Genomic DNA, 19,395 nt, shown 5'->3' with positions numbered 1-19,395 from the left:
CTAATATAGGGCAACTCCGGGACGATTTAAACCACAGATAAAGTGTAAGAACGTAAGGTAAGTAAAAATTTATGACCATTGCACTGGAACTTCAACAGCTTAAAAAAACCTATCCAGGCGGCGTTCAGGCGCTTCGTGGAATCGATTTGCAGGTCGAAGCGGGTGATTTTTATGCGCTTCTCGGGCCGAACGGGGCCGGGAAATCAACCACTATTGGTATTATCAGCTCTCTGGTAAATAAAACCTCCGGGCGGGTCCGCGTATTTGGTTACGATCTCGAGAAGGATGTCGTTAACGCTAAACGTCAGTTGGGGCTGGTGCCGCAGGAATTTAACTTCAACCCGTTTGAAACCGTACAGCAAATTGTGGTGAATCAGGCGGGGTACTATGGTGTAGAGCGCAAAGAAGCGTACATCCGTAGCGAAAAGTATCTTAAACAGCTCGATTTATGGGGAAAACGTAACGAACGTGCGCGTATGTTATCTGGCGGGATGAAGCGCCGTTTAATGATTGCCCGCGCGCTGATGCACGAACCTAAACTGCTGATTCTTGACGAACCGACCGCAGGCGTGGATATCGAACTTCGCCGCTCGATGTGGGGATTTTTGAAGGATTTAAACGACAAAGGCACCACCATCATTCTTACCACGCATTACCTGGAAGAAGCAGAAATGCTGTGTCGCAATATCGGCATTATTCAACACGGTGAGCTGGTGGAAAATACCTCGATGAAGGCGCTGCTGGCGAAGCTGAAATCGGAAACTTTTATTCTCGATCTCGCGCCGAAAAGCCCATTACCGAAGCTCGATGGCTATCAGTATCGACTGGTCGATACCGCTACGCTGGAAGTTGAAGTGCTGCGTGAGCAGGGGATCAACAGTGTATTCACGCAGTTAAGTGAGCAGGGTATTCAGGTATTAAGTATGCGTAACAAAGCTAACCGTCTGGAAGAGCTGTTTGTTTCACTGGTTAATGAAAAACAAGGAGATCGCGCATGATGCATCTTTACTGGGTGGCACTAAAAAGCATCTGGGCGAAAGAGATCCATCGCTTTATGCGTATCTGGGTGCAGACGCTGGTGCCACCGGTCATCACCATGACCCTTTATTTTATTATCTTCGGTAACCTGATTGGTTCGCGCATCGGCGATATGCATGGCTTCAGCTATATGCAGTTCATCGTGCCGGGGCTGATCATGATGTCGGTAATCACCAATGCCTACGCCAACGTCGCTTCATCATTTTTTGGTGCCAAGTTTCAGCGTAATATTGAAGAGCTGCTGGTTGCACCCGTACCGACTCACGTGATTATTGCCGGATATGTCGGCGGTGGCGTAGCACGCGGACTGTTTGTTGGCATTCTGGTGACGGCAATTTCACTGTTTTTTGTGCCTTTTCAGGTACATTCGTGGGTATTTGTCGCTTTAACGCTGGTGCTCACGGCGGTGTTATTCTCCCTTGCTGGATTGCTGAACGGCGTGTTTGCCAAAACGTTCGATGACATCAGCCTGGTGCCAACCTTTGTGTTAACGCCACTCACGTATTTGGGCGGGGTCTTTTACTCCCTGACTTTGCTGCCGCCGTTCTGGCAGGGACTGTCGCACCTGAACCCGATCGTTTATATGATCAGTGGTTTCCGCTACGGCTTCCTCGGTATCAATGATGTGCCGCTGGTCACTACCTTTGGCGTACTGGTGGTCTTTATTGTGGCGTTTTATTTGATTTGCTGGTCGCTGATCCAACGTGGGCGTGGTCTGCGTAGCTAAGGCTATTTCCTCTCCTCTGGATTCGGGGGAGAGGAGTTTTGACGACTATCACCCTTTATCAACCATGGTCAGGGTAGACTGATTTTCGGCTAAGGAGGAAGGCGATGCTAGGTTGGGTTATTACCTGTCACGATGATCGGGCGCAAGAGATACTGGATGCGCTGGAGAAAAAACACGGGGCGCTTCTTCAGTGCCGGGCCGTGAATTTCTGGCGCGGATTAAGTTCTAATATGCTCAGCCGTATGATGTGCGATGCTCTGCATGAAGCAGACTCTGGCGATGGGGTGATCTTTTTAACTGATATTGCCGGAGCGCCGCCGTACCGCGTGGCTTCGCTATTAAGCCACAAACACTCCCGCTGTGAAGTGATTTCTGGGGTAACGTTACCGTTAGTTGAACAGATGCTGGCCTACCGTGAAACATTATCCAGCGCTGAGTTTCGCGAGCGAATTGTCGAACTGGGTGCGCCGGAGGTCAGTAGTCTTTGGCACCAACAACAAAAAAATCCGCCTTTCGTCCTCAAACATAATTTGTATGAGTATTAACCCGCGATCCTGATGACGCTTTTGCTACAATAAAAGCGTTGTTTCATCCCTGGTTATTTTTTCATGTATAAACAAGCTGTTATTCTCCTGCTGATGCTGTTTACCACAAGCGTCAGTGCCGCATTACCTGCCCGTTATATGCAAACCATCGAAAATGCCGCGGTCTGGGCGCAAATTGGCGACAAAATGGTGACAGTAGGGAATATTCGGGCCGGACAAATCATTGCCGTGGAGCCCACTGCCGCAAGTTATTACGCATTTAATTTTGGCTTTGGCAAAGGGTTTATCGATAAAGGTCATCTCGAGCCGGTTCAGGGGCGACAAAAAGTTGAAGACGGTTTGGGTGACCTCAACAAGCCGCTGAGTAATCAGAACTTAATAACCTGGAAAGATACGCCGGTTTATAACGCGCCGAGTGTGGGCAGTGCGCCATTTGGGGTACTGGCGGACAATTTGCGTTATCCGATTTTGCATAAACTGAAAGATAGGTTAAACCAAACCTGGTATCAGATCCGTATTGGCGATCGACTGGCCTATATCAGCGCGCTGGATGCCCAACCCGACAATGGCCTGCCGGTGCTAACCTATCATCATATTCTGCGCGACGAAGAAAACACCCGTTTTCGCCATACTTCGACGACCACCTCGGTACGCGCCTTCAATAACCAGATGGCCTGGCTGCGCGACAGGGGGTACGCGACACTGAGCATGACGCAGCTGGAAGGTTACGTGCAGAATAACATTAATCTCCCGGCACGTGCCGTGGTGATTACCTTTGATGATGGTCTCAAGTCGGTTAGCCGCTATGCGTATCCTGTGTTGAAACACTATGGTATGAAGGCGACGGCATTTATTGTTACCTCGCGCATCAAACGTCACCCGCAGAAATGGGATCCAAAATCGCTGCAATTTATGAGCATTTCTGAGCTTAACGAAATTCGTGATGTATTTGATTTCCAGTCACATACTCATTTTTTGCATCGGATAGATGGCTATCGCCGCCCCATATTACTGAGCCGTAGTGAGCACAATATTCTGTTTGATTTTGCGCGATCGCGTCGGGCGCTGGCGCAGTTTAATCCACATGTCTTGTATCTTTCTTATCCGTTTGGCGGTTTTAATGACAAAGCGGTGAAGGCGGCACGTGAAGCCGGATTTCATCTGGCAGTGACCACCATGAAAGGCAAAGTAAAACCGGGGGATAATCCGTTGTTACTAAAACGGCTTTATATCTTAAGAACGGATTCGCTGGAGACGATGTCGCGGCTGGTGAGTAACCAGCCGCAGGGGTGATTATCAGGCCACCTGAACTGGAATCGCTTTCGCGGTACGTTTCATTTCATTGTCGCCTTCAAAATAAGCAACGTTGGGTCGCCATGTACGGGCTTCTTCATCCGGCATAGTGACGAAGCTGGCGATGATGACAATATCGCCGACGCTGGCGCAGTGGGCCGCCGCACCGTTAACAGAAATAATTCTCGAACCGCGCTCTGCCGCGATGGCATAGGTGGAGAAACGCTTGCCGTTGGTGACATTCCAGATATCAATGGCTTCGTTTTCGAGAATACCGGCTGCGTCAAGAAAATCCTGGTCAATGGCGCAAGAACCTTCATAGTGCAGGTCCGCATGAGTCACTTTCACGCGGTGGAGTTTGCCCTGCAGCATCGTGCGAATCATAACTTCTACCTTTCTACCCTGTCGTTAACGAAGCAGGCGGTGCCTGCTTTGAGGAAATTCTCACGCAGTATTGCCCGATTTTTGTTTAGTGTCTACTCATCTGACGGCATTTGCATCAGCAGTTTGCGTACCGTGCCGAAGCGAGCCATGTAACACCTGTAACAAATTGAAATTTCTCTGAACGCTGCTCGGTAAACACTAAAGAGGCGGCTGACGACGGCGCGCCTTGACTGGATACTGCCTTCACGCAAGACAACACGGAAGGCAGGGAAGATGGATGCACCGAGTACCACACCGCATGATGCGGTGTTTAAACAATTTTTAATGCACGCGGAAACGGCTCGCGACTTTCTGGATATCCATTTGCCAGCGGAGCTACGCGAACTGTGTGACCTCGACACGCTGCATCTTGAGTCGGGGAGTTTTATTGAAGAAAGCCTGAAAGGGCACAGCACTGACGTGCTCTATTCCGTGCAAATGCAGGGTAATACGGGCTATCTACATGTTGTGATTGAACACCAAAGCAAGCCGGATAAAAAAATGGCGTTTCGCATGATGCGTTATTCTATTGCTGCCATGCACCGGCATCTGGAGGCAGATCACGATAAGCTGCCGCTGGTGGTGCCGATTCTGTTTTATCAGGGCGAGGCCACACCTTATCCGCTCTCAATGTGCTGGTTTGATATGTTTTACTCGCCGGAGCTGGCGCGACGCGTCTATAACAGTCCTTTCCCGCTGGTGGATATCACTATCACACCGGATGACGAAATCATGCAACATCGGCGGATTGCGATTCTCGAACTGCTGCAAAAACATATTCGCCAGCGCGACTTAATGTTATTGCTGGAGCAACTGGTCACGCTGATTGACGAAGGGTACACTAGCGGAAGTCAGTTAGTTGCCATGCAAAACTATATGCTGCAACGCGGTCATACTGAACAAGCGGATTTGTTTTATGGTGTGCTGAGAGACAGGGAAACGGGAGGGGAGTCTATGATGACGTTGGCGCAGTGGTTTGAAGAGAAGGGAATTGAGAAGGGGATTGAGAAGGGGATTGAGAAGGGGATTCAGCTGGGAAGACAGGAGGAAAGGCAAGAATTCGCCCTGCGTCTTCTGAGTAAAGGAATGTCTCGGGAAGACGTTGCAGAGATGGCAAATTTACCTCTTGCTGAGCTTGATAAGCTGATTAACTAAATTGCCTGCGATATGAATAACCGCTTACAGACGTCATCGTCATGACGTGGGGCAAATTAATAATTGGCGCCATCAGCCGTAGCGCCAGTTATACTCGTCATACTTCAAGTTGCATGTGCTGCGTCTGCGTTCGCTCACCCCAGTCACTTACTTATGTAAGCTCCTGGGGATTCACTCGCTTGCCGCCTTCCTGCAACTTGAATTATTTAGAGTATAAGTATTACGCCAGTTCGACGATTTTGTTGTCGATCAGGCGAGCATCGCCAAGCCAGGCGGCTACCAGAATCACAGCTCGTTTGCTGTTTTCAGCGATTTCCAGCAAGGTGTCGGCATCGCGAATCTGAATATCATCGGAACGGAAACCTTTTTCATTCAGTTCTTGCCCGGCAATAGCAATAATTTCATCGAGATCCCGTTCGCCAGCCTGCAATTTGTCGGCAATTGAACTTAAGACCTTGTACAGACCCGGCGCAATTTTACGTTGTTCCGCCGTCAGATAGCCGTTACGGGAACTGAGTGCCAGACCGTCTTTCGCGCGCATAATCGGCACTCCGACAATCTCAATATCGAAGCCCATATCGGCAACCATTTTGCGGATCAGCGCCAGTTGCTGAAAATCCTTTTCACCGAAGCAGGCGATGTCCGGCTGGACCAGGTTGAACAGTTTGCTGACGATGGTCGATACGCCGCGAAAATGTCCTGGGCGGCTGGCACCTTCCAGCATGGTGGAAAGGCCTGGAACATCGACATAGGTGTGGGTTTCTGTACCGTTCGGATAGATCTCTTTTACCGAGGGAGCGAAAACCAGATCCACTTTACGTTTGTTTAGCTTCTCGCAGTCTTCCTGCAAGGTGCGTGGGTAGCGAGCCAGATCTTCCGGGCGGTCAAACTGCATCGGGTTAACGAAAATACTGACGACGACCACATCGGCGCGGGCTTTGGCTTCGTCGACCAGCTTCATATGACCATCGTGCAGGTTACCCATAGTAGGCACCAGCGCCACGCGTTTGCCTTCCATTCGCAGGCGGCGAATTTGCTGACGCAGCAACGGCAGGGTTTCGATAATTAACACAACGTGACTCCTCAATGGAAACTGTGTTCTTCGCCCGGATAAACACCGGACTCCACTTCAGCTATATACTGACGCACTGCTGCGCGGATGTCGCCCGTTTCAGCAAGGAAATTTTTTGCAAATTTAGGGATATGGCCGCCGGTAATACCGAACGCGTCGTGCATCACGAGGATTTGCCCGTCGGTGACGTTGCCCGCGCCAATACCGATTACCGGAATCGCCAGCGCTTCGGTAATGCGTTTCGCCAGTTCAACCGGCACGCATTCCAGCACCAGCAACTGTGCACCAGCGGCTTCTAAGGCTAACGCATCGCTGAGCAGTTGATCGCCCGCTTCATCGCCACGCCCTTGTACTTTGTAGCCGCCAAATATATTCACTGACTGTGGGGTTAAACCTAAATGACCACAAACCGGAACTGCGCGTTCAGTCAGCATTCGTACCGTCTCAACCAACCATGCGCCGCCTTCAATTTTGACCATATTGGCTCCGGCACGCATTACTGTGGCGGCATTTTCAAAGGCCTGTTCCGGGGTGGAGTACGCCATAAACGGCAGGTCGGCCAGCAGCAGGCAATTTGGTGCGCCACGACGTACGGCAGCAGTGTGGTAGGCGATATCTTGAACGGTTACCGGGAGTGTGGAGTCGTGCCCCTGAACAGTCATGCCCAGCGAATCGCCAACCAACATCACGTTAAGTCCTTCTTCGGCAAACAATTTAGCGAAGCTGTAGTCGTAAGCGGTTATTGTCGCGAAGCGTTTTTTGTCCTGTTTGCATTTCTGCAGTAAGGTGATGGTACACGGTTTCATCATACCCCCCTGTTAGCCATAGTTTTAATCAATAATAATGGCGCATTGTAGGGGATGTCAGTGATGAGTGTTAGCCCTTTGTGGTCAAAACCGGCAGGTATTCCTGCCGGTAATGTGTGGTCATGGGTAGGTAATCTGGAATGTTCCTGTCCCGCGGAATTTCCCAGGTTTGATATCCGCAGAACCATCTTGCTTGAGGGTCGCCTGAAATGAGAGGTTTTTTTTGTCTGTTCCCTTGTCACTCTCTACATAAGGATCGTTCATAATATCTTTATACACAGAATTCCCGCTATTAGGGACAATTATCATCTGCGTGCTGACACTTGATTGCAGCCCTTCAATTAATACGCCTACCCCAGATGCCGCCCCGGAACTTTCCAGATTGCCCAGAAGTTGTTTATTATTAACGCCTACTTTTGCCGAAGTGAGTTTTACTTCAATATTATGGATATATGTACAACCAGTCAGATTAATATTGAATTTCGCTGGCGAAAGTCCAGCCTTAATATCTTTAGGTAGCTTATTTCCTAACTGTACATCATTACCATTCGTCACCGATGTGCCGCTGACGCCAGAAATCGTTGAGGCAGAACACGTTGGCCAGGCAAGGATCATTCCTGTCGCCGGAATTGTTATGTTTACTTTTTTCGAGTGGCTTTGATCGGGAATGGTGTCATTATGAAAATAGAAGTCCACCGCACCATGTCCACCGTTTTTACTGAGCTGAAAATTACTTGCTTGCTGGGCGGTAGGGGCAAAATTTTGATCAGCATATAAGTGAATTTTGAAGCCTGTATTCACCCCGCCCAATAGATAATAGGTGGAATCATAACTACACCCATTACTCTCTCCAGTATATTTTAATCCAGTGTCAATCCCGGAATTCGAGGCGTTATCAATCCATATTGGAATGTTATTTGTTGTCACGCCCGCGCTATACAGTGCTGTGATCTCAATAACAAAATAGAGTCCATTGATATTAGTTTTCCACAACGTATGGCCATCAGCAGATAAGCCAGATGATATATAGTTATGAAATATCTTAATAGGATGTTGGCCGGTATCATTTTTATAACAATAGACCGAACCATAACTATTGACCCCAGACCAATCGTAGACGGCGATTTCTCTGAGACCAGATTCTTTGTGTACAGCTACTGTTTTACCAAAGCTGTTTGGATGAGAGACATTAAAATCTGCGGTCGGTCCGTTGGTCTTGTACTTATTATTTTTCGGCCCTTCAACAGTATTGCCGACTACCAGTGTATAGGCTGATGCTGAAAATATACAGCCTGCCAGCAAGAATGCCAATAAACGGGGTAACCACTGTATTATTTTATTCATTATGTATTTCGTCCTTGAATTTATTCGTAATAAACATCGACCAGGACACGACTTCTGACTACACCCGGTTGAGGGGCAAGCGAATTAACCACGCGTTGCATTCTGGAATAGAACGTCCAGGTCGAAGAGATAAGATCGTCCGAGGTGACGGAAAAAATCGCCCGTGACGTGCCATCCTGAGCCAGAATGTTATAAGATTGAACGCCTGGCTCGGTCGAAAAAATGACGATGCCGACATTTTTTGCACCGGTTGATAGTTGTTCTTCGTCATTCGCAAAAACCTGTAAATTCCCATTGGCGAGATGACCGCTTTGGGGAATAAAGTTCATTTTTAACTGTGTAGGCGTTGTGCTTACTGCATCACTACTGCAGCCAGTAACCTCAATCGTAAATGTCTTTCCGCCACCATACTCCGTTTCAGCGGTAACGTTGGCAGGGAAATAATTCAAATCCACGGTACCAAGATTGACTGTCCCACCATCGCTGACCTGTGTCTGGCAGGTTGTGTTAGTCACCGACGCGATAAGATCCAGGTCCTGACCGGCATAACACTGGTTTAACGACAGGGTTGCTACGAGCCCTGCAGTCAGTGAGAAATTGCGATATGGAAAGAGCACAATAACCGCCTTTTTAATTTATTGATACGAAATGGTCAGGGTGGTCGGTGAGTAAAAATCACCGGCAGTAAGTTCGGTTCTTGCTGCCCCGTCCACCGGGACCATTCGCGTGCTGAGCGGATAGGTCAGTGGGTTCTGGGTGGTAACAGAAGAGAGATCAACCTCGATCGTATTAAGGTTTTTACAATGAAACTGAGTACTTCCATTGCCATTTGGTGTGGCAGTCGTCCATACCTCAACTGCCGTTTTCGCGGCTTTCGGCGTTTGTGGTGAGGCATTAGCAAATGCTGCCAGATTCGCATTGGGGCCCGAACAACCTATCATTCTTGGTGCCAGCGTTAAGTATGCTTTTTTACCGGGTATGCCCGCACAACCGCTAAACTGCAGATCAAATGTTTTTATTTTGGTTTTCGTGAATACTTCAGAGATTGAAACACTGCCGAAATCAACCGTTTTGGTGCCACTGCTACTGCCAGTGTCCATTGTCATGGTACAAGTCCCTGTTGTAATCAGACTATTCACGGTCAATCCGACAGAAGGTGTACCTGCCATTGCAGAGGGCGCGCCGCATGCCGCAATCGACGCTGCGGCTAAAACCATTTTTGTAATCACATTCATTTTCATGGTAGCCATCCTTCTTATTCGTAGGTGAAACTAAACGTAGCTTTGGCTTTAAAATCACCAATCTGTCCCGCGCCCGCGGTTGTTTCACGCAGGGCAACGGTCATCGGTAAACCATTGGTTATTTCATCCGTAGTCCAGTTAAAGCTGGTTGAGCCATCGACTGCCAGATAGTTTTCACCAGTAGTGCTTTTGCGCTTAATTCCCATACCGATGTTATTGGCTACTTGCGAGCCTGTAGCTTCGTTTTTAATCAACTTACCGGAAATAGATGTTCCGCTAATTCGCGTCTTGATTGTCCCTATGCCCGCACTGCATCCTGATGCGACGAGTTTAAAAGTGGTTTCTGCGGCGCTGTCAAAATTAACCAGTTTATCCAACCCAACGTCAGGAATGATCAGGCTGTATTGATCGCTACCGATTGTCGTAATATCGACAGAATCTTTCGCAATTTTCATTGTGCAGGTGGTTTCTGTTACCGTCGCAACAAAATCAACATCAATATTTTCCGCTTGCACGGCCTGGGGCAGGCTGAGACTAAGCAAAGGGATTGCTATAAGTATCCGTTTCATGGATGCTCCGTTTTAGTGTTTTGCCATGTGGCAGGTAAGATTATTTAAAAACAGCGTTGATCCTGGCGAGGATGTTTCAGGCGTATCCGGGAATGCGTAACGGGCAAGACACTCCACGGGTTGGTTATTTTCAAACCAACGAATGCTGAGCACGCCTTGCTCCTGAATACCGCGCACGTAAGCCTGCCCACCCTGGCCCATGTTGCCGATCATCTTATCGTTTTCAAAAACTTCGGCGGCAAAAGGTATTGGTTTGCCCGCGTCACTGGCAATCTCGAGAACTGCGGCACGTCCCTGATCGGTTTCAAATTTCGCTATCACAATCGAACCACTGCGCGGTACGGTCATAGCACTGGTACTTTTTAACTCAACGTTGTCTTCCATCGAGTCGATATCAAGATCTACCCGGTTCTCGCGGTAAGGGCTTAACGAACTGGCTATGCCATAACCCCAACGGTCAATAGTGCTAGTGCTATTATTCAGGCGAGCGCCTTTCGCGCCTGGTGCATTTACCAGTACCATCGTGTCGGCGTCACTGAAGCTGTCATTCGTGAATGTCAGGCCACCGCTGTGTAATACAAAACCGCCTTCAGCGCTGAGTGAATATTGTCGGCTGTTATCGGTGTCTGCTGAGGCAGAAGCGGAGAAGCCGCCATACTGGGAGTCATAGCTCATGTACCCGCCGAGCGAGGTGATATCTTTTGAATCCTTCGCCACTGAGTAGGCAGTGTTTACACTATAGGAGAGAGCGTTATCTTCATTGCCTCCGGAGAGGTTCGTGTTGAACTGATGGTTGCCGTTCAGGTCACTATTAACCTGAGAGGTTAGGGAGCGGAACCCTGATTTAGGTCGATATCCACCGAGCAGGTTTTCCAGGGGAACACTGACGCTAAAGTAAACGGAGTCATCTTTTTTACCGTCTTCATTCCAGGTTCTCTGGAAGTTCATACTGAAGCTGCCCCACGATACGCCCTTACTGTAACCGAGGTTATAATCAGTACGGCTATCGCTTCCAGCCCAATAATCGGTCCAGGTGGTAGACATATACAGCGAGCCCCAGTCGGAATCGGCCATTTTGAGCGGCTGGTTCAGGCTGATAGTAAATTGATTCTTCATGCGCTCGTAGCTGCTCATCGTATTGTACTTTTCACCATCGCGGGCGTGGTTTGCGTCGTCGATCAGTGTCAGTGCATCATGCAGTCCGAGATAATCCTGAGTTGAATAGCGATAGGCGGCCAGGTTGATTGATGTATCTGTCGATTCGATGAGTTTGTTCCAGGTCACCCGATAGCTCTGCCCCTGATATGTCTTATCAGACGGAATTTCCGTACGGGAGTGAGTCACATCAACGGCGAACGCGCCGACCGACGTGTTGATACCAACCCCTAATAATCCGGCGGCATAATTGTTATCGGTTACCTGAATACCGGTATACCCGGTAAAAAAGTTGTTGAAGCCGTAGTAGTACGAAAACTGGGCGAGGTTAGGCTCATGATGCAGGTCATCGTCAATTACCTGGCCGGCCGAAATATCCCAACGGCCAACACCTGGACGTTGCATCTGCACGACAGAGGAGAAGGGCTGAGTAAAGGTGCGTTTGCTACCATCAGCTTCCTCAATAGTCACTAACAGTTCAGAACCGAAGCCGGATGGAGTGATGTCATCAATCGTGAATGCGCCTGGTGGTACCGTCGCTTCGTAAATCTTATAGCCGCCCTGGGTAATGGTGACTTTGGCGTTAGTATTGGCAACGCCACGGATAATAGGGGCGTAGCTGGACAACGAAGAGGGCAGCATACGACTGTCGCTATAGAGGCGCGCGCCACGAACGTTAACCGAGTCGAATGTTTCGCCAGTAGTATATGCTTCACCGACAATTAACTGGGAACGTAGCGAGGGAAGATCGCGCTGCAGATAGCGATTCTGAAAATCAAAATTGTTTACGCCGTTATTATCCCACGAATAGTTGCCACGAGCGCGTAAATGCCATGCCCCGAGGTTAATACCAGAATTAAACGAAGCGTAGACGCTGTCATTACTGTCGCCTGAATATGCATTGTGATAGGCGTTGATCGAGTAAGAGAGCATTGCGGCGTTAATTCCGGATTCCCACAGCGAGGGATCGACATAACCCTGGTAGCCCTTTAACACAAAAGCCTGGGGTACAGTGACATCCAGCCGCTGTTCGCCGACATCGAACCTGACCTGAGCCTGATCGTATGATTTGGCCATATCCAGGCAGTCGCCATCTTCGCTATCGCGCTTGATTAGCACTACACTGTTATCCGGCTGAAGGATATGTAGTTGCGCCAGGTTTTTCGCAGTTAAACAGGCCGCGGCGCTTTGGGTGCCGACATCAATAAATGGGAGGGTGAGATTGCTGACCGCCTTGTCGTTAACAAAAACGCTGACGTTATAAATTCCCGGTAGTGTCGGGTTGCCTTCAGTATAGCGGGAGACATCAATGGTTGCCGCGCCGCTTCCCATCAGAAAAGAGCTGTCATACTCTACTGCTTCTTCTGCCAGCACATAGTTGCTATATATAAGCGCACAGCAGACCGTAAGTAGCGTTTTTTTAGGGATGTTGGTGACACTGTTCGCCATAATCAAGGCCTTATTCCCGCTTAGGTCATGAAAGTTACAAGGATGCGGAGCCGTCGATCATGCCGCCGAAGTCGCTGATCGCCTGATAAGTTATTTTTCCGGTACTGACATTGTTGCTCAGACCTTTAACCGCAAATTCTGCATGGGCAAATGGTGCGACCATGGATGCCTCGACGCTGTATTTTTTACCGTTGGCATCCAGCGAAATCTGATTAAATGAGACGTAATAAGGCGTTGGGTTATTTGCCTGGACAAAGGCTTTTCCTTGTTGCGAGGTCACCTGCCATTTGATTTTTGCTGGTGCTTCAAAGGATTCACCTTGCAAGCCGCCCGGGCGATAAAAAAGTTTGATGCGTGTGCGGAATGCCAGTTGCAGCATGTTGTTGTCAGTGGTGTTATTGCTGATTTTGGGCGGAACTTCCAGCACGTTAAACCAGAACACACTTTCGCGATCGCCAGGCAATGGCGTTGCGCTGGTATAAGCAATTTTTATCGTTTGCCCGCGTTTTGGCTCTATACGCGAAACGGGGGGGGGTAGAAGCAAAAGGTACTTTTATCTGACTGGGATCGGCATTATCGTTACCGGTATCAAGCCAGTTCTGTACTAATAGCGGGCGATTGCCTTTATTTTCCAGCCGTATGCTGACATCTTTTTTATTGGCATCATAAATGATACGTGTACCGGAAATGACAATATCAGCGAACACCGGAGCGCTGGTTAAAAGTGCACTGATAAATAATGCGCTAACTGTTTTTTTAACAAAGGGAAACATAAGCACTCCTTGCTATAGCGTAATTATAGGGAAACAGAAAAATAAGGTTTGCCTGCTGGCAAACCTTATGCCTATTACACAATTAGTTATAAATAATGGTGTACATTGCGTTAGTCGTAACGTGACCAGCAGTTACAGCAGAGCTGTTAGGTGCTTTTACGTAAGACGCGTTAAACAGGTATTGACCATCACCGTCTGCATCTAATTTCAATAACTGTACGTTAGAGGCGTCATTCATATGGACCTGTTTAATCTCAGGAGCACCATCCTTGTTTGTCATATTATGGACAGCAATATTCACGTTTTCTGCCGGTGCAAGACCGTTAACAGTGACGTTCATATTGTTGTTCAGAGTACCGCTGGTATTTGCAAAGCTAATGGAACTCATGGTTAAAGAAGCTTCGCTGTTACTGGCGGGAGCACAGTCCACAGAAATCTTAAATTCTTTTGGCAGGAGACCAACAGAAGTCTCGCTAACTGCAGGAAATGTATCAGTAACCTGCGAGGTAGTCAGTGATACTACGCCATCACTAGTGATGCTCTGTTTACCGCCATCAGCAACACCTATTTTACACGTGCCAGATTGTACAAGACCGTTAAAGTCGATTTGGCCACCATCAGCTGCCATTACTGAGCCAGAAGCAAAAATCATAGCGGCCGCGAGAAGAGTTTTTTTCATTACATGTGTCCTTACAAAGATATTAAAAATATTACGGGGAAGGCATAGTAATGAACGAAATGGAAAAATGTAATAGTGTGGAATTATCACTGCGTTGAATATATTTGCTATATGTATTATTTTGCTGTTTTTATGTTCTGAATAAAGGGAAGTTGCGTGGTATGTGCTAAGAAATAATATATAAAAAGATATCAATTAATTATTTCTAATTTGTAAATTAAGAATAAATAATGTTTGAAGGAGAGAGAGGATGTGTAAGATGTATATAATCTATTATTACTGTAATTATGCTATCTAGCATACCTTGCGTTTATCTTCAATAAGAAATGCATTACAAGGTTAATTACCAGATTTCAGGTTGGATTGTATTCAATTTTGTAAGTATAACTTGTAGTGTCTCCCCATCAGGAAAGACCAGCTTCGGCGCGATTTCAAACAGCGGCCACAGCATAAAGCCGCGATTCTTCATATCGTAATGCGGGACGGTGAGTCGTTCGGTATTAATGGTTTCATTACCAAACAACATGATATCAAGATCGAGTGTGCGCGGTCCCCAGCGTTCAGCTTTGCGGACGCGACCTTGCTGCAACTCAATACGCTGTGTGTGGTTGAGGAGTTCTTCAGCTGTAAGAGAGGTTTCCAGCGCCACGGCTGCGTTTAAGTAATCGGGTTGATCTTGCGGCCCCAGCGGTGGGGTGCGGTAAAACGAAGAAACGGCAAGAATGCGGCTTTCAGGAATGTCATCTATTGCCTTCAGGGCAGCATTGACCTGCTCCAGCGGAGAGGCCAGATTGCTGCCGATGGCAATATACGCCACTGTCATGCGGTGCCCTCACGGCGCGGCGCACGTCTGCGCGGGCGACGAGTACGACGACGCGGTGACGGTTCTTCATCCAGTTCGTTAAGCATCCCTTTTTGGTCTGGCGGCGCGGAAACCTGGAACTCACCCCACCATTTCGCCAGACGTTGTAGCTCGGCGTTGCGTTCTACTTCAGCACGCAGTGCCAGCAGGTCATAAGCGGCACGGAACTTCGGATGTTCGAGTAATTTCCATGCGCGTTTACCCTGACGGCGGGACATGCGCAACTGTAACTGCCAGATATCACGGGTTAAAGTGGTTAGCCGTTTCGGGATTGCCAGTGAACGGCAGGCTTCGTCCAGCACGTCGTTCATCGCCAGCGCGAAAGCGTCGTGATAGGTCAGGCCACTTTCCTGGGCGATCTTCTGTGCTGTTTCCAGCAGGGGATACCAGAACATGGCGGCAAACAGGAACGCCGGGTTGACGCGCATATCGTTATGAATACGCGTGTCAGTATTCTTCAGCACCTGCTCAATGATCCGCTCCATTGGACTGTCACCATTTTCCGTAAAGTAGCGGGTAATGGTCGGGAACAGCGGCTGGAACAGATGGTATTCACACAGCAGTTTATAGGTTTCGTAACCGTAACCCGCTTGCAACAGTTTCAGAGATTCTTCAAACAAACGCGCCGGAGGAATATCGTTTAGCAAGGTTGCCAGGCGTGGGATCGGTTCTGCGGTTTCCGGGCTGATGCGCATGCCCAATTTGGCGGCAAAACGTACCGCGCGCAGCATCCGTACCGGATCTTCACGGTAGCGCGTTTCCGGGTTACCAATCAGACGGATAACGCCGTCCTTCAGATCCTTCATGCCGCCAACGTAATCACGGACGGTAAAATCTGCCACGCTGTAATACAGGCTGTTGATAGTGAAATCGCGGCGCTGGGCGTCTTCTTCGATGGAGCCGAAAATGTTGTCGCGCAGCAACATGCCGTTTTGCCCGCGTTGGGAGGTCGTGCGGTCGCTGACGTTACCTTCGTGATGTCCCCGGAAGGTCGCAACTTCGATAATCTCCGGGCCAAACATCACATGAGCCAGACGGAAACGGCGACCCACCAGGCGGCAGTTACGGAACAGTTTGCGCACCTGCTCAGGCGTGGCGTTAGTGGTTACGTCAAAATCTTTCGGCTTTTTGCCAAGTAACAGGTCGCGCACGCCGCCGCCAACCAACCAGGCTTCGTATCCCGCTTTATTGAGCCTGTACATTACCTTCAGGGCATTTTCACTGATATCTTTGCGGGAAATAGCATGCTGCTCACGCGGGATCACCGTCACCTGTGGACGGGCGACTGCCTGTTCAGCCTCGCTTTCCTCGCGGCTTAGCACCTTGCGGCAAAAATTAGCGACTCGGGTAAAAATAATACACCTCGGTAGTGTCAAACATCATTCAGGACAAAAAAATAGCGGCTAATCATAGCTCAGCATGACGCATTTGAGAATGTTGAATTTACAATTGCCGACTCAGGAATGGTAGTCAGCGTCCAGTTTGTGACGGCTGACTGGAGAATTTGCTCAACGCTGAAATCCTGCCAGTGTGTTTCTGCCTGCTGGCCCAGAAATTGAAGTGCCGCGATTAACACCGGCCGAGGATCGCCTTTCGGCAACGCAGGCGCATGATTCTGCTTAGAAAGTTTAGCGCCTTGTGGATTAAGTGCCAGTGGCAAATGAATGTAATCTGGCACCTGCCAGCCAAAAAGCTGGTACAGCGAGATTTGGCGCACCGTGGGTTCGATCAAATCTGCCCCGCGGACAATTTCGCTCACGCCCTGGAAGTGATCATCCACCACCACCGCCAGGTTATAGGCAAATAAACCATCACGACGATGAATAATAAAATCTTCCCGCGCCAGTTTTTGGTCGGCATGAATAATGCCGCGCAGCTGGTCAGTAAACTGGGTGACCGGATGCTGCTGGCGAATACGTACAGCAGCGTTTTCTGGCCCATGATGCAACTCCCGGCAATGACCGTCGTAAATACCGCCAATGCTTTGAATACGTGCGCGCGTGCAGGTGCAGTAATAACTTAACCCTTGCTCATGTAACCATGCGAGTGCTTCACGATAGGCGTCGTGACGTTGCGATTGCCAGAGAACATCGCCGTCCCAGTGTAGACCGTAATGTTCCAGCTGGCGCAGGATGGTCTCTGCGGCACCGGGAACTTCACGAGGCGGATCGATATCTTCAATGCGAACAAGCCAGCGACCTTGCCGGGCGCGAGCCTGTAGAAAGCTTCCAAGCGCGGCAATCAGAGAGCCAAAATGAAGCTCGCCAGAAGGAGAGGGGGCGAAGCGACCAATATAGTGTGTGTCTGTCATCTCGTTGAACAAAAAATAAGGCGGGAGCATTTCCCGCCTGTGGTAAACGTGATGGAACGGCTGTAATTAGCCAGCCATTTGTTTTTCGCGAATTTCAGCCAGCGTTTTGCAGTCGATGCACAGATCGGCTGTCGGGCGCGCTTCCAGACGGCGAATACCAATTTCAACACCGCAGGACTCGCAGTAGCCGAAATCTTCGTCTTCCACTTTTTTCAGCGTTTTCTCGATCTTTTTGATCAGCTTACGCTCGCGATCGCGGTTACGCAGTTCGAGGCTGAACTCTTCTTCCTGGGCTGCACGGTCTACCGGATCCGGGAAGTTGGCTGCTTCATCCTGCATATGTGTAACGGTGCGATCGACTTCATCCCTGAGTTGATTACGCCATGCTTCCAGAATACGACGGAAGTGCGCCAGCTGGGCTTCGTTCATATACTCTTCGCCCGGCTTCTCCTGATATGGCTCCACCCCAGCGATGGCGAGAATACTCAGGGACGATGTTTTACGGTTTTGCCCTTCTTGCATGTTGCTTCTCCTTAACACGCACTATCGATCCCCATGTTCGGGGGAAAAATGAGGCCGCTATAAATAGCAGAAGCTTTTCCGGATAGCAATTATCTAAACGTAACACTTGACAACTGTGTGAGGAAAAGCGTATTTGCGCACGCGACCAGAATGTAAATTAACCAGTTACATACTTTACTACAATGTAACCGGCAGTGATTTTTTAAGAGCCATGCCTTCAGCAGAAAGTTCTGCTTTGTAAGCCAGAATTTCTACCCCCCTCTGTTGAGCTTCTGACAATAGTTGCGCGTATTTCTCATCGATGTGGCGCGCGGGTGAAAACCGTGTAATGGCTGAATGCAGCACGGCGAAAAAGATAACCGCACGCTGGCCTTCAGCCGCTACGCTCATCAACTCCCGAAGGTGTTTCTGACCTCGTTCAGTGACCGCATCGGGAAAATATCCCTGTTCGTTCTCCGCTAACGTAACCGATTTCACTTCAATATAGCAGTCTGGACGCGAATCCGCCTGCAACATGAAGTCAATACGGCTGCGTTCGGCGCCGTATTTTACTTCGCTTTTCAGAGAGCTATATCCTGACAGTTCTGAAATGGATTCATTAAGGATAGCCTCTTTCGTCAACCTGTTAGCCCAAAGTGTATTGACGCAAATAAATGCGCCGCTTTGGCTTTGGGTTAACTCCCAGGTGTGTGGGTATTTCCGTTTGGTATTGTCTGAAGTCGAATACCAGACGGTATCGCCAGGCGTTGCACAACCGGTCATGGCTCCCGTATTCGGGCAGTGTAGCGTTAATTCGCAACCATCGGGTGTGATCACATCGGCTAAAAAACGTTTGTAACGCTGAATTAGCGTCGCGCGCTGTAGAGGGGGAGAAAATTCCATTGCGACAATCCTTGTTATTGCGTTAGCGCCCAGCGTTTTAGCGGCGTGTAGCGTGTGCGCCCACGGGCAAACGAGGAGGCGTAAAGGGTGAACTCCGTCACCGTATACGACCAGTTAAAGCCTGGCGGCGGGATTGTCACCGCCTCGCTGGCGTCGCGCAATAAGGTGATATGTGGATGAAACGGTCGATTGCTTTGAAAACAACCGCTGCGTGCAGCTTGTGAACGGAGCATATTCGCCAACTGGATTAAGCCGCGTGGCGGCTGACGCATCCCTAACCATACCACACGCGAACGCAGCCACTGACCGGCGTCATCAAGCGTGAGTGTGAAACCGGGCTGACGAATCCGTCCGGCTAAAAGAGAAAGCGCCTTCTCTTTCTCTGCGCTGACTTCGCCTAAAAATGCCAGTGTCAGATGTAAATTATCGGCAGCGACCGGACGTCCCGCGTCTGGTGGGAACTGTGCGGCGCGCCAGTGGATAATCTGTTCGCGGATTTCTGCAGGTAAGTCGATAGCAAAGAACAGCCGTTGCGGTTCAGACATGTGA

General features: G+C 49.2%; 20 protein-coding genes and 1 pseudogene. 5 read left to right on the top strand and 16 right to left on the bottom strand.

From position 1 onward, the window contains the following. The first annotated feature begins 71 nt into the window (after positions 1 to 71). From yadG to yadE, 4 genes are all read left to right on the top strand, one after another. Positions 72 to 998: an ABC transporter ATP-binding protein gene (gene yadG, locus AABJ99_RS19235; protein WP_039021868.1), complete on the top strand. Its 927-nt coding sequence runs from the start codon at positions 72 to 74 to the stop codon at positions 996 to 998. Further along, a complete protein-coding gene (gene yadH / locus AABJ99_RS19230) occupies positions 995 to 1,765 on the top strand; it encodes an ABC transporter permease (protein ID WP_000972203.1) in 771 nt (256 codons plus the stop codon). Before yadG ends, yadH begins: the two co-directional genes overlap by 4 nt. Before the next feature lie 104 nt (positions 1,766 to 1,869). Continuing rightward, positions 1,870 to 2,310 carry a PTS sugar transporter subunit IIA gene (yadI, locus tag AABJ99_RS19225; RefSeq protein ID WP_000901977.1) on the top strand — a complete coding sequence of 147 codons (441 nt, stop codon included), beginning with the start codon at positions 1,870 to 1,872 and terminating at the stop codon, positions 2,308 to 2,310. Between the two features lie 63 nt (positions 2,311 to 2,373). After that, positions 2,374 to 3,603, top strand: a complete 1,230-nt coding sequence (gene yadE, locus AABJ99_RS19220) for a polysaccharide deacetylase family protein (protein ID WP_039021867.1) — start codon at positions 2,374 to 2,376, stop codon at positions 3,601 to 3,603. 3 nt (positions 3,604 to 3,606) lie between these two features. Here yadE and panD read toward each other — a convergent pair whose 3' ends face one another. Further along, on the bottom strand, positions 3,607 to 3,987 hold the full coding sequence (gene panD, locus AABJ99_RS19215; protein ID WP_000621515.1) for an aspartate 1-decarboxylase: 381 nt from the start codon (positions 3,985 to 3,987) through the stop codon (positions 3,607 to 3,609). Positions 3,988 to 4,260: 273 nt separating this feature from the next. On the opposite strand from panD, the gene rpnC reads away from it, so the two are divergent. Then, positions 4,261 to 5,181: a recombination-promoting nuclease RpnC gene (gene rpnC, locus AABJ99_RS19210; protein WP_338387405.1), complete on the top strand. Its 921-nt coding sequence runs from the start codon at positions 4,261 to 4,263 to the stop codon at positions 5,179 to 5,181. A 220-nt stretch (positions 5,182 to 5,401) separates the two neighbouring features. On the opposite strand, the gene panC is transcribed toward rpnC, so the two are convergent. The 15 genes and pseudogenes from panC to thpR all read right to left on the bottom strand — a co-directional run bounded on the left by panC (position 5,402) and on the right by thpR (position 19,391). After that, entirely contained in the window at positions 5,402 to 6,253 is an 852-nt protein-coding gene (panC, locus tag AABJ99_RS19205; RefSeq protein ID WP_000905376.1) for a pantoate--beta-alanine ligase, read from the bottom strand. 11 nt (positions 6,254 to 6,264) lie between these two features. Further along, positions 6,265 to 7,059 carry a 3-methyl-2-oxobutanoate hydroxymethyltransferase gene (panB, locus tag AABJ99_RS19200; protein ID WP_311022346.1) on the bottom strand — a complete coding sequence of 265 codons (795 nt, stop codon included), beginning with the start codon at positions 7,057 to 7,059 and terminating at the stop codon, positions 6,265 to 6,267. A gap of 120 nt (positions 7,060 to 7,179) precedes the next feature. Beyond that, positions 7,180 to 8,403: a fimbrial protein gene (locus AABJ99_RS19195; protein WP_039021864.1), complete on the bottom strand. Its 1,224-nt coding sequence runs from the start codon at positions 8,401 to 8,403 to the stop codon at positions 7,180 to 7,182. Positions 8,404 to 8,423: 20 nt separating this feature from the next. Continuing rightward, positions 8,424 to 9,020, bottom strand: a complete 597-nt coding sequence (locus AABJ99_RS19190) for a fimbrial-like protein (RefSeq protein WP_039021863.1) — start codon at positions 9,018 to 9,020, stop codon at positions 8,424 to 8,426. A gap of 18 nt (positions 9,021 to 9,038) precedes the next feature. Continuing rightward, positions 9,039 to 9,644 (bottom strand): fimbrial protein, encoded by a 606-nt coding sequence (locus AABJ99_RS19185; protein ID WP_039021862.1) that lies wholly within the window; start codon positions 9,642 to 9,644, stop codon positions 9,039 to 9,041. A gap of 14 nt (positions 9,645 to 9,658) precedes the next feature. Then, positions 9,659 to 10,213: a fimbrial protein gene (locus tag AABJ99_RS19180; RefSeq protein WP_039021861.1), complete on the bottom strand. Its 555-nt coding sequence runs from the start codon at positions 10,211 to 10,213 to the stop codon at positions 9,659 to 9,661. A 12-nt stretch (positions 10,214 to 10,225) separates the two neighbouring features. Then, complete coding sequence (locus tag AABJ99_RS19175; protein WP_052247494.1) at positions 10,226 to 12,817, bottom strand: outer membrane usher protein; 2,592 nt, start codon at positions 12,815 to 12,817, stop codon at positions 10,226 to 10,228. 34 nt (positions 12,818 to 12,851) lie between these two features. Continuing rightward, a pseudogene (locus AABJ99_RS19170) lies at positions 12,852 to 13,590 on the bottom strand (fimbrial chaperone). Between the two features lie 82 nt (positions 13,591 to 13,672). Next, positions 13,673 to 14,269, bottom strand: a complete 597-nt coding sequence (locus AABJ99_RS19165) for a fimbrial protein (protein WP_338387404.1) — start codon at positions 14,267 to 14,269, stop codon at positions 13,673 to 13,675. Between the two features lie 343 nt (positions 14,270 to 14,612). Next, positions 14,613 to 15,092, bottom strand: a complete 480-nt coding sequence (gene folK, locus AABJ99_RS19160; protein ID WP_039021858.1) for a 2-amino-4-hydroxy-6-hydroxymethyldihydropteridine diphosphokinase — start codon at positions 15,090 to 15,092, stop codon at positions 14,613 to 14,615. Next, complete coding sequence (gene pcnB / locus AABJ99_RS19155) at positions 15,089 to 16,486, bottom strand: polynucleotide adenylyltransferase PcnB (RefSeq protein ID WP_203369798.1); 1,398 nt, start codon at positions 16,484 to 16,486, stop codon at positions 15,089 to 15,091. Before pcnB ends, folK begins: the two co-directional genes overlap by 4 nt. A gap of 59 nt (positions 16,487 to 16,545) precedes the next feature. Further along, on the bottom strand, positions 16,546 to 17,442 hold the full coding sequence (gene gluQRS, locus AABJ99_RS19150; RefSeq protein ID WP_032302439.1) for a tRNA glutamyl-Q(34) synthetase GluQRS: 897 nt from the start codon (positions 17,440 to 17,442) through the stop codon (positions 16,546 to 16,548). Positions 17,443 to 17,508: 66 nt separating this feature from the next. Then, complete coding sequence (gene dksA, locus AABJ99_RS19145; protein WP_001155227.1) at positions 17,509 to 17,964, bottom strand: RNA polymerase-binding protein DksA; 456 nt, start codon at positions 17,962 to 17,964, stop codon at positions 17,509 to 17,511. 177 nt (positions 17,965 to 18,141) lie between these two features. Then, the gene (gene sfsA, locus AABJ99_RS19140; RefSeq protein ID WP_000396023.1) at positions 18,142 to 18,846 is read right to left on the bottom strand and encodes a DNA/RNA nuclease SfsA; all 705 of its coding nucleotides are present in this window, start codon (positions 18,844 to 18,846) and stop codon (positions 18,142 to 18,144) included. Positions 18,847 to 18,860: 14 nt separating this feature from the next. Further along, a complete protein-coding gene (gene thpR, locus AABJ99_RS19135; protein WP_001294670.1) occupies positions 18,861 to 19,391 on the bottom strand; it encodes an RNA 2',3'-cyclic phosphodiesterase in 531 nt (176 codons plus the stop codon). Positions 19,392 to 19,395 lie beyond the last annotated feature (4 nt).

This window comes from Escherichia coli, from assembly GCF_036503815.1.
GTDB lineage: Bacteria > Pseudomonadota > Gammaproteobacteria > Enterobacterales > Enterobacteriaceae > Escherichia > Escherichia coli_F.
The sequence above is the reverse complement of the archived record's forward strand: the minus strand, read 5'-3'. Positions and strand labels throughout refer to the sequence as shown.

Excerpts from the sequence above, each read along its gene's own strand:
- AABJ99_RS19180 (WP_039021861.1), bottom strand. The coding sequence starts at position 10,213 with ATGAAACGGATACTTATAGCAATCCCTTTGCTTAGTCTCAGCCTGCCC.
- rpnC (WP_338387405.1), top strand. The coding sequence starts at position 4,261 with ATGGATGCACCGAGTACCACACCGCATGATGCGGTGTTTAAACAATTT.
- AABJ99_RS19185 (WP_039021862.1), bottom strand. The coding sequence starts at position 9,644 with ATGAAAATGAATGTGATTACAAAAATGGTTTTAGCCGCAGCGTCGATT.
- yadE (WP_039021867.1), top strand. The coding sequence starts at position 2,374 with ATGTATAAACAAGCTGTTATTCTCCTGCTGATGCTGTTTACCACAAGC.
- dksA (WP_001155227.1), bottom strand. The coding sequence starts at position 17,964 with ATGCAAGAAGGGCAAAACCGTAAAACATCGTCCCTGAGTATTCTCGCC.
- AABJ99_RS19165 (WP_338387404.1), bottom strand. The coding sequence starts at position 14,269 with ATGAAAAAAACTCTTCTCGCGGCCGCTATGATTTTTGCTTCTGGCTCA.
- sfsA (WP_000396023.1), bottom strand. The coding sequence starts at position 18,846 with ATGGAATTTTCTCCCCCTCTACAGCGCGCGACGCTAATTCAGCGTTAC.
- thpR (WP_001294670.1), bottom strand. The coding sequence starts at position 19,391 with ATGTCTGAACCGCAACGGCTGTTCTTTGCTATCGACTTACCTGCAGAA.
- panB (WP_311022346.1), bottom strand. The coding sequence starts at position 7,059 with ATGAAACCGTGTACCATCACCTTACTGCAGAAATGCAAACAGGACAAA.
- yadG (WP_039021868.1), top strand. The coding sequence starts at position 72 with ATGACCATTGCACTGGAACTTCAACAGCTTAAAAAAACCTATCCAGGC.
- yadI (WP_000901977.1), top strand. The coding sequence starts at position 1,870 with ATGCTAGGTTGGGTTATTACCTGTCACGATGATCGGGCGCAAGAGATA.
- AABJ99_RS19175 (WP_052247494.1), bottom strand. The coding sequence starts at position 12,817 with ATGGCGAACAGTGTCACCAACATCCCTAAAAAAACGCTACTTACGGTC.
- yadH (WP_000972203.1), top strand. The coding sequence starts at position 995 with ATGATGCATCTTTACTGGGTGGCACTAAAAAGCATCTGGGCGAAAGAG.
- AABJ99_RS19195 (WP_039021864.1), bottom strand. The coding sequence starts at position 8,403 with ATGAATAAAATAATACAGTGGTTACCCCGTTTATTGGCATTCTTGCTG.
- gluQRS (WP_032302439.1), bottom strand. The coding sequence starts at position 17,442 with ATGACAGACACACACTATATTGGTCGCTTCGCCCCCTCTCCTTCTGGC.
- folK (WP_039021858.1), bottom strand. The coding sequence starts at position 15,092 with ATGACAGTGGCGTATATTGCCATCGGCAGCAATCTGGCCTCTCCGCTG.
- panD (WP_000621515.1), bottom strand. The coding sequence starts at position 3,987 with ATGATTCGCACGATGCTGCAGGGCAAACTCCACCGCGTGAAAGTGACT.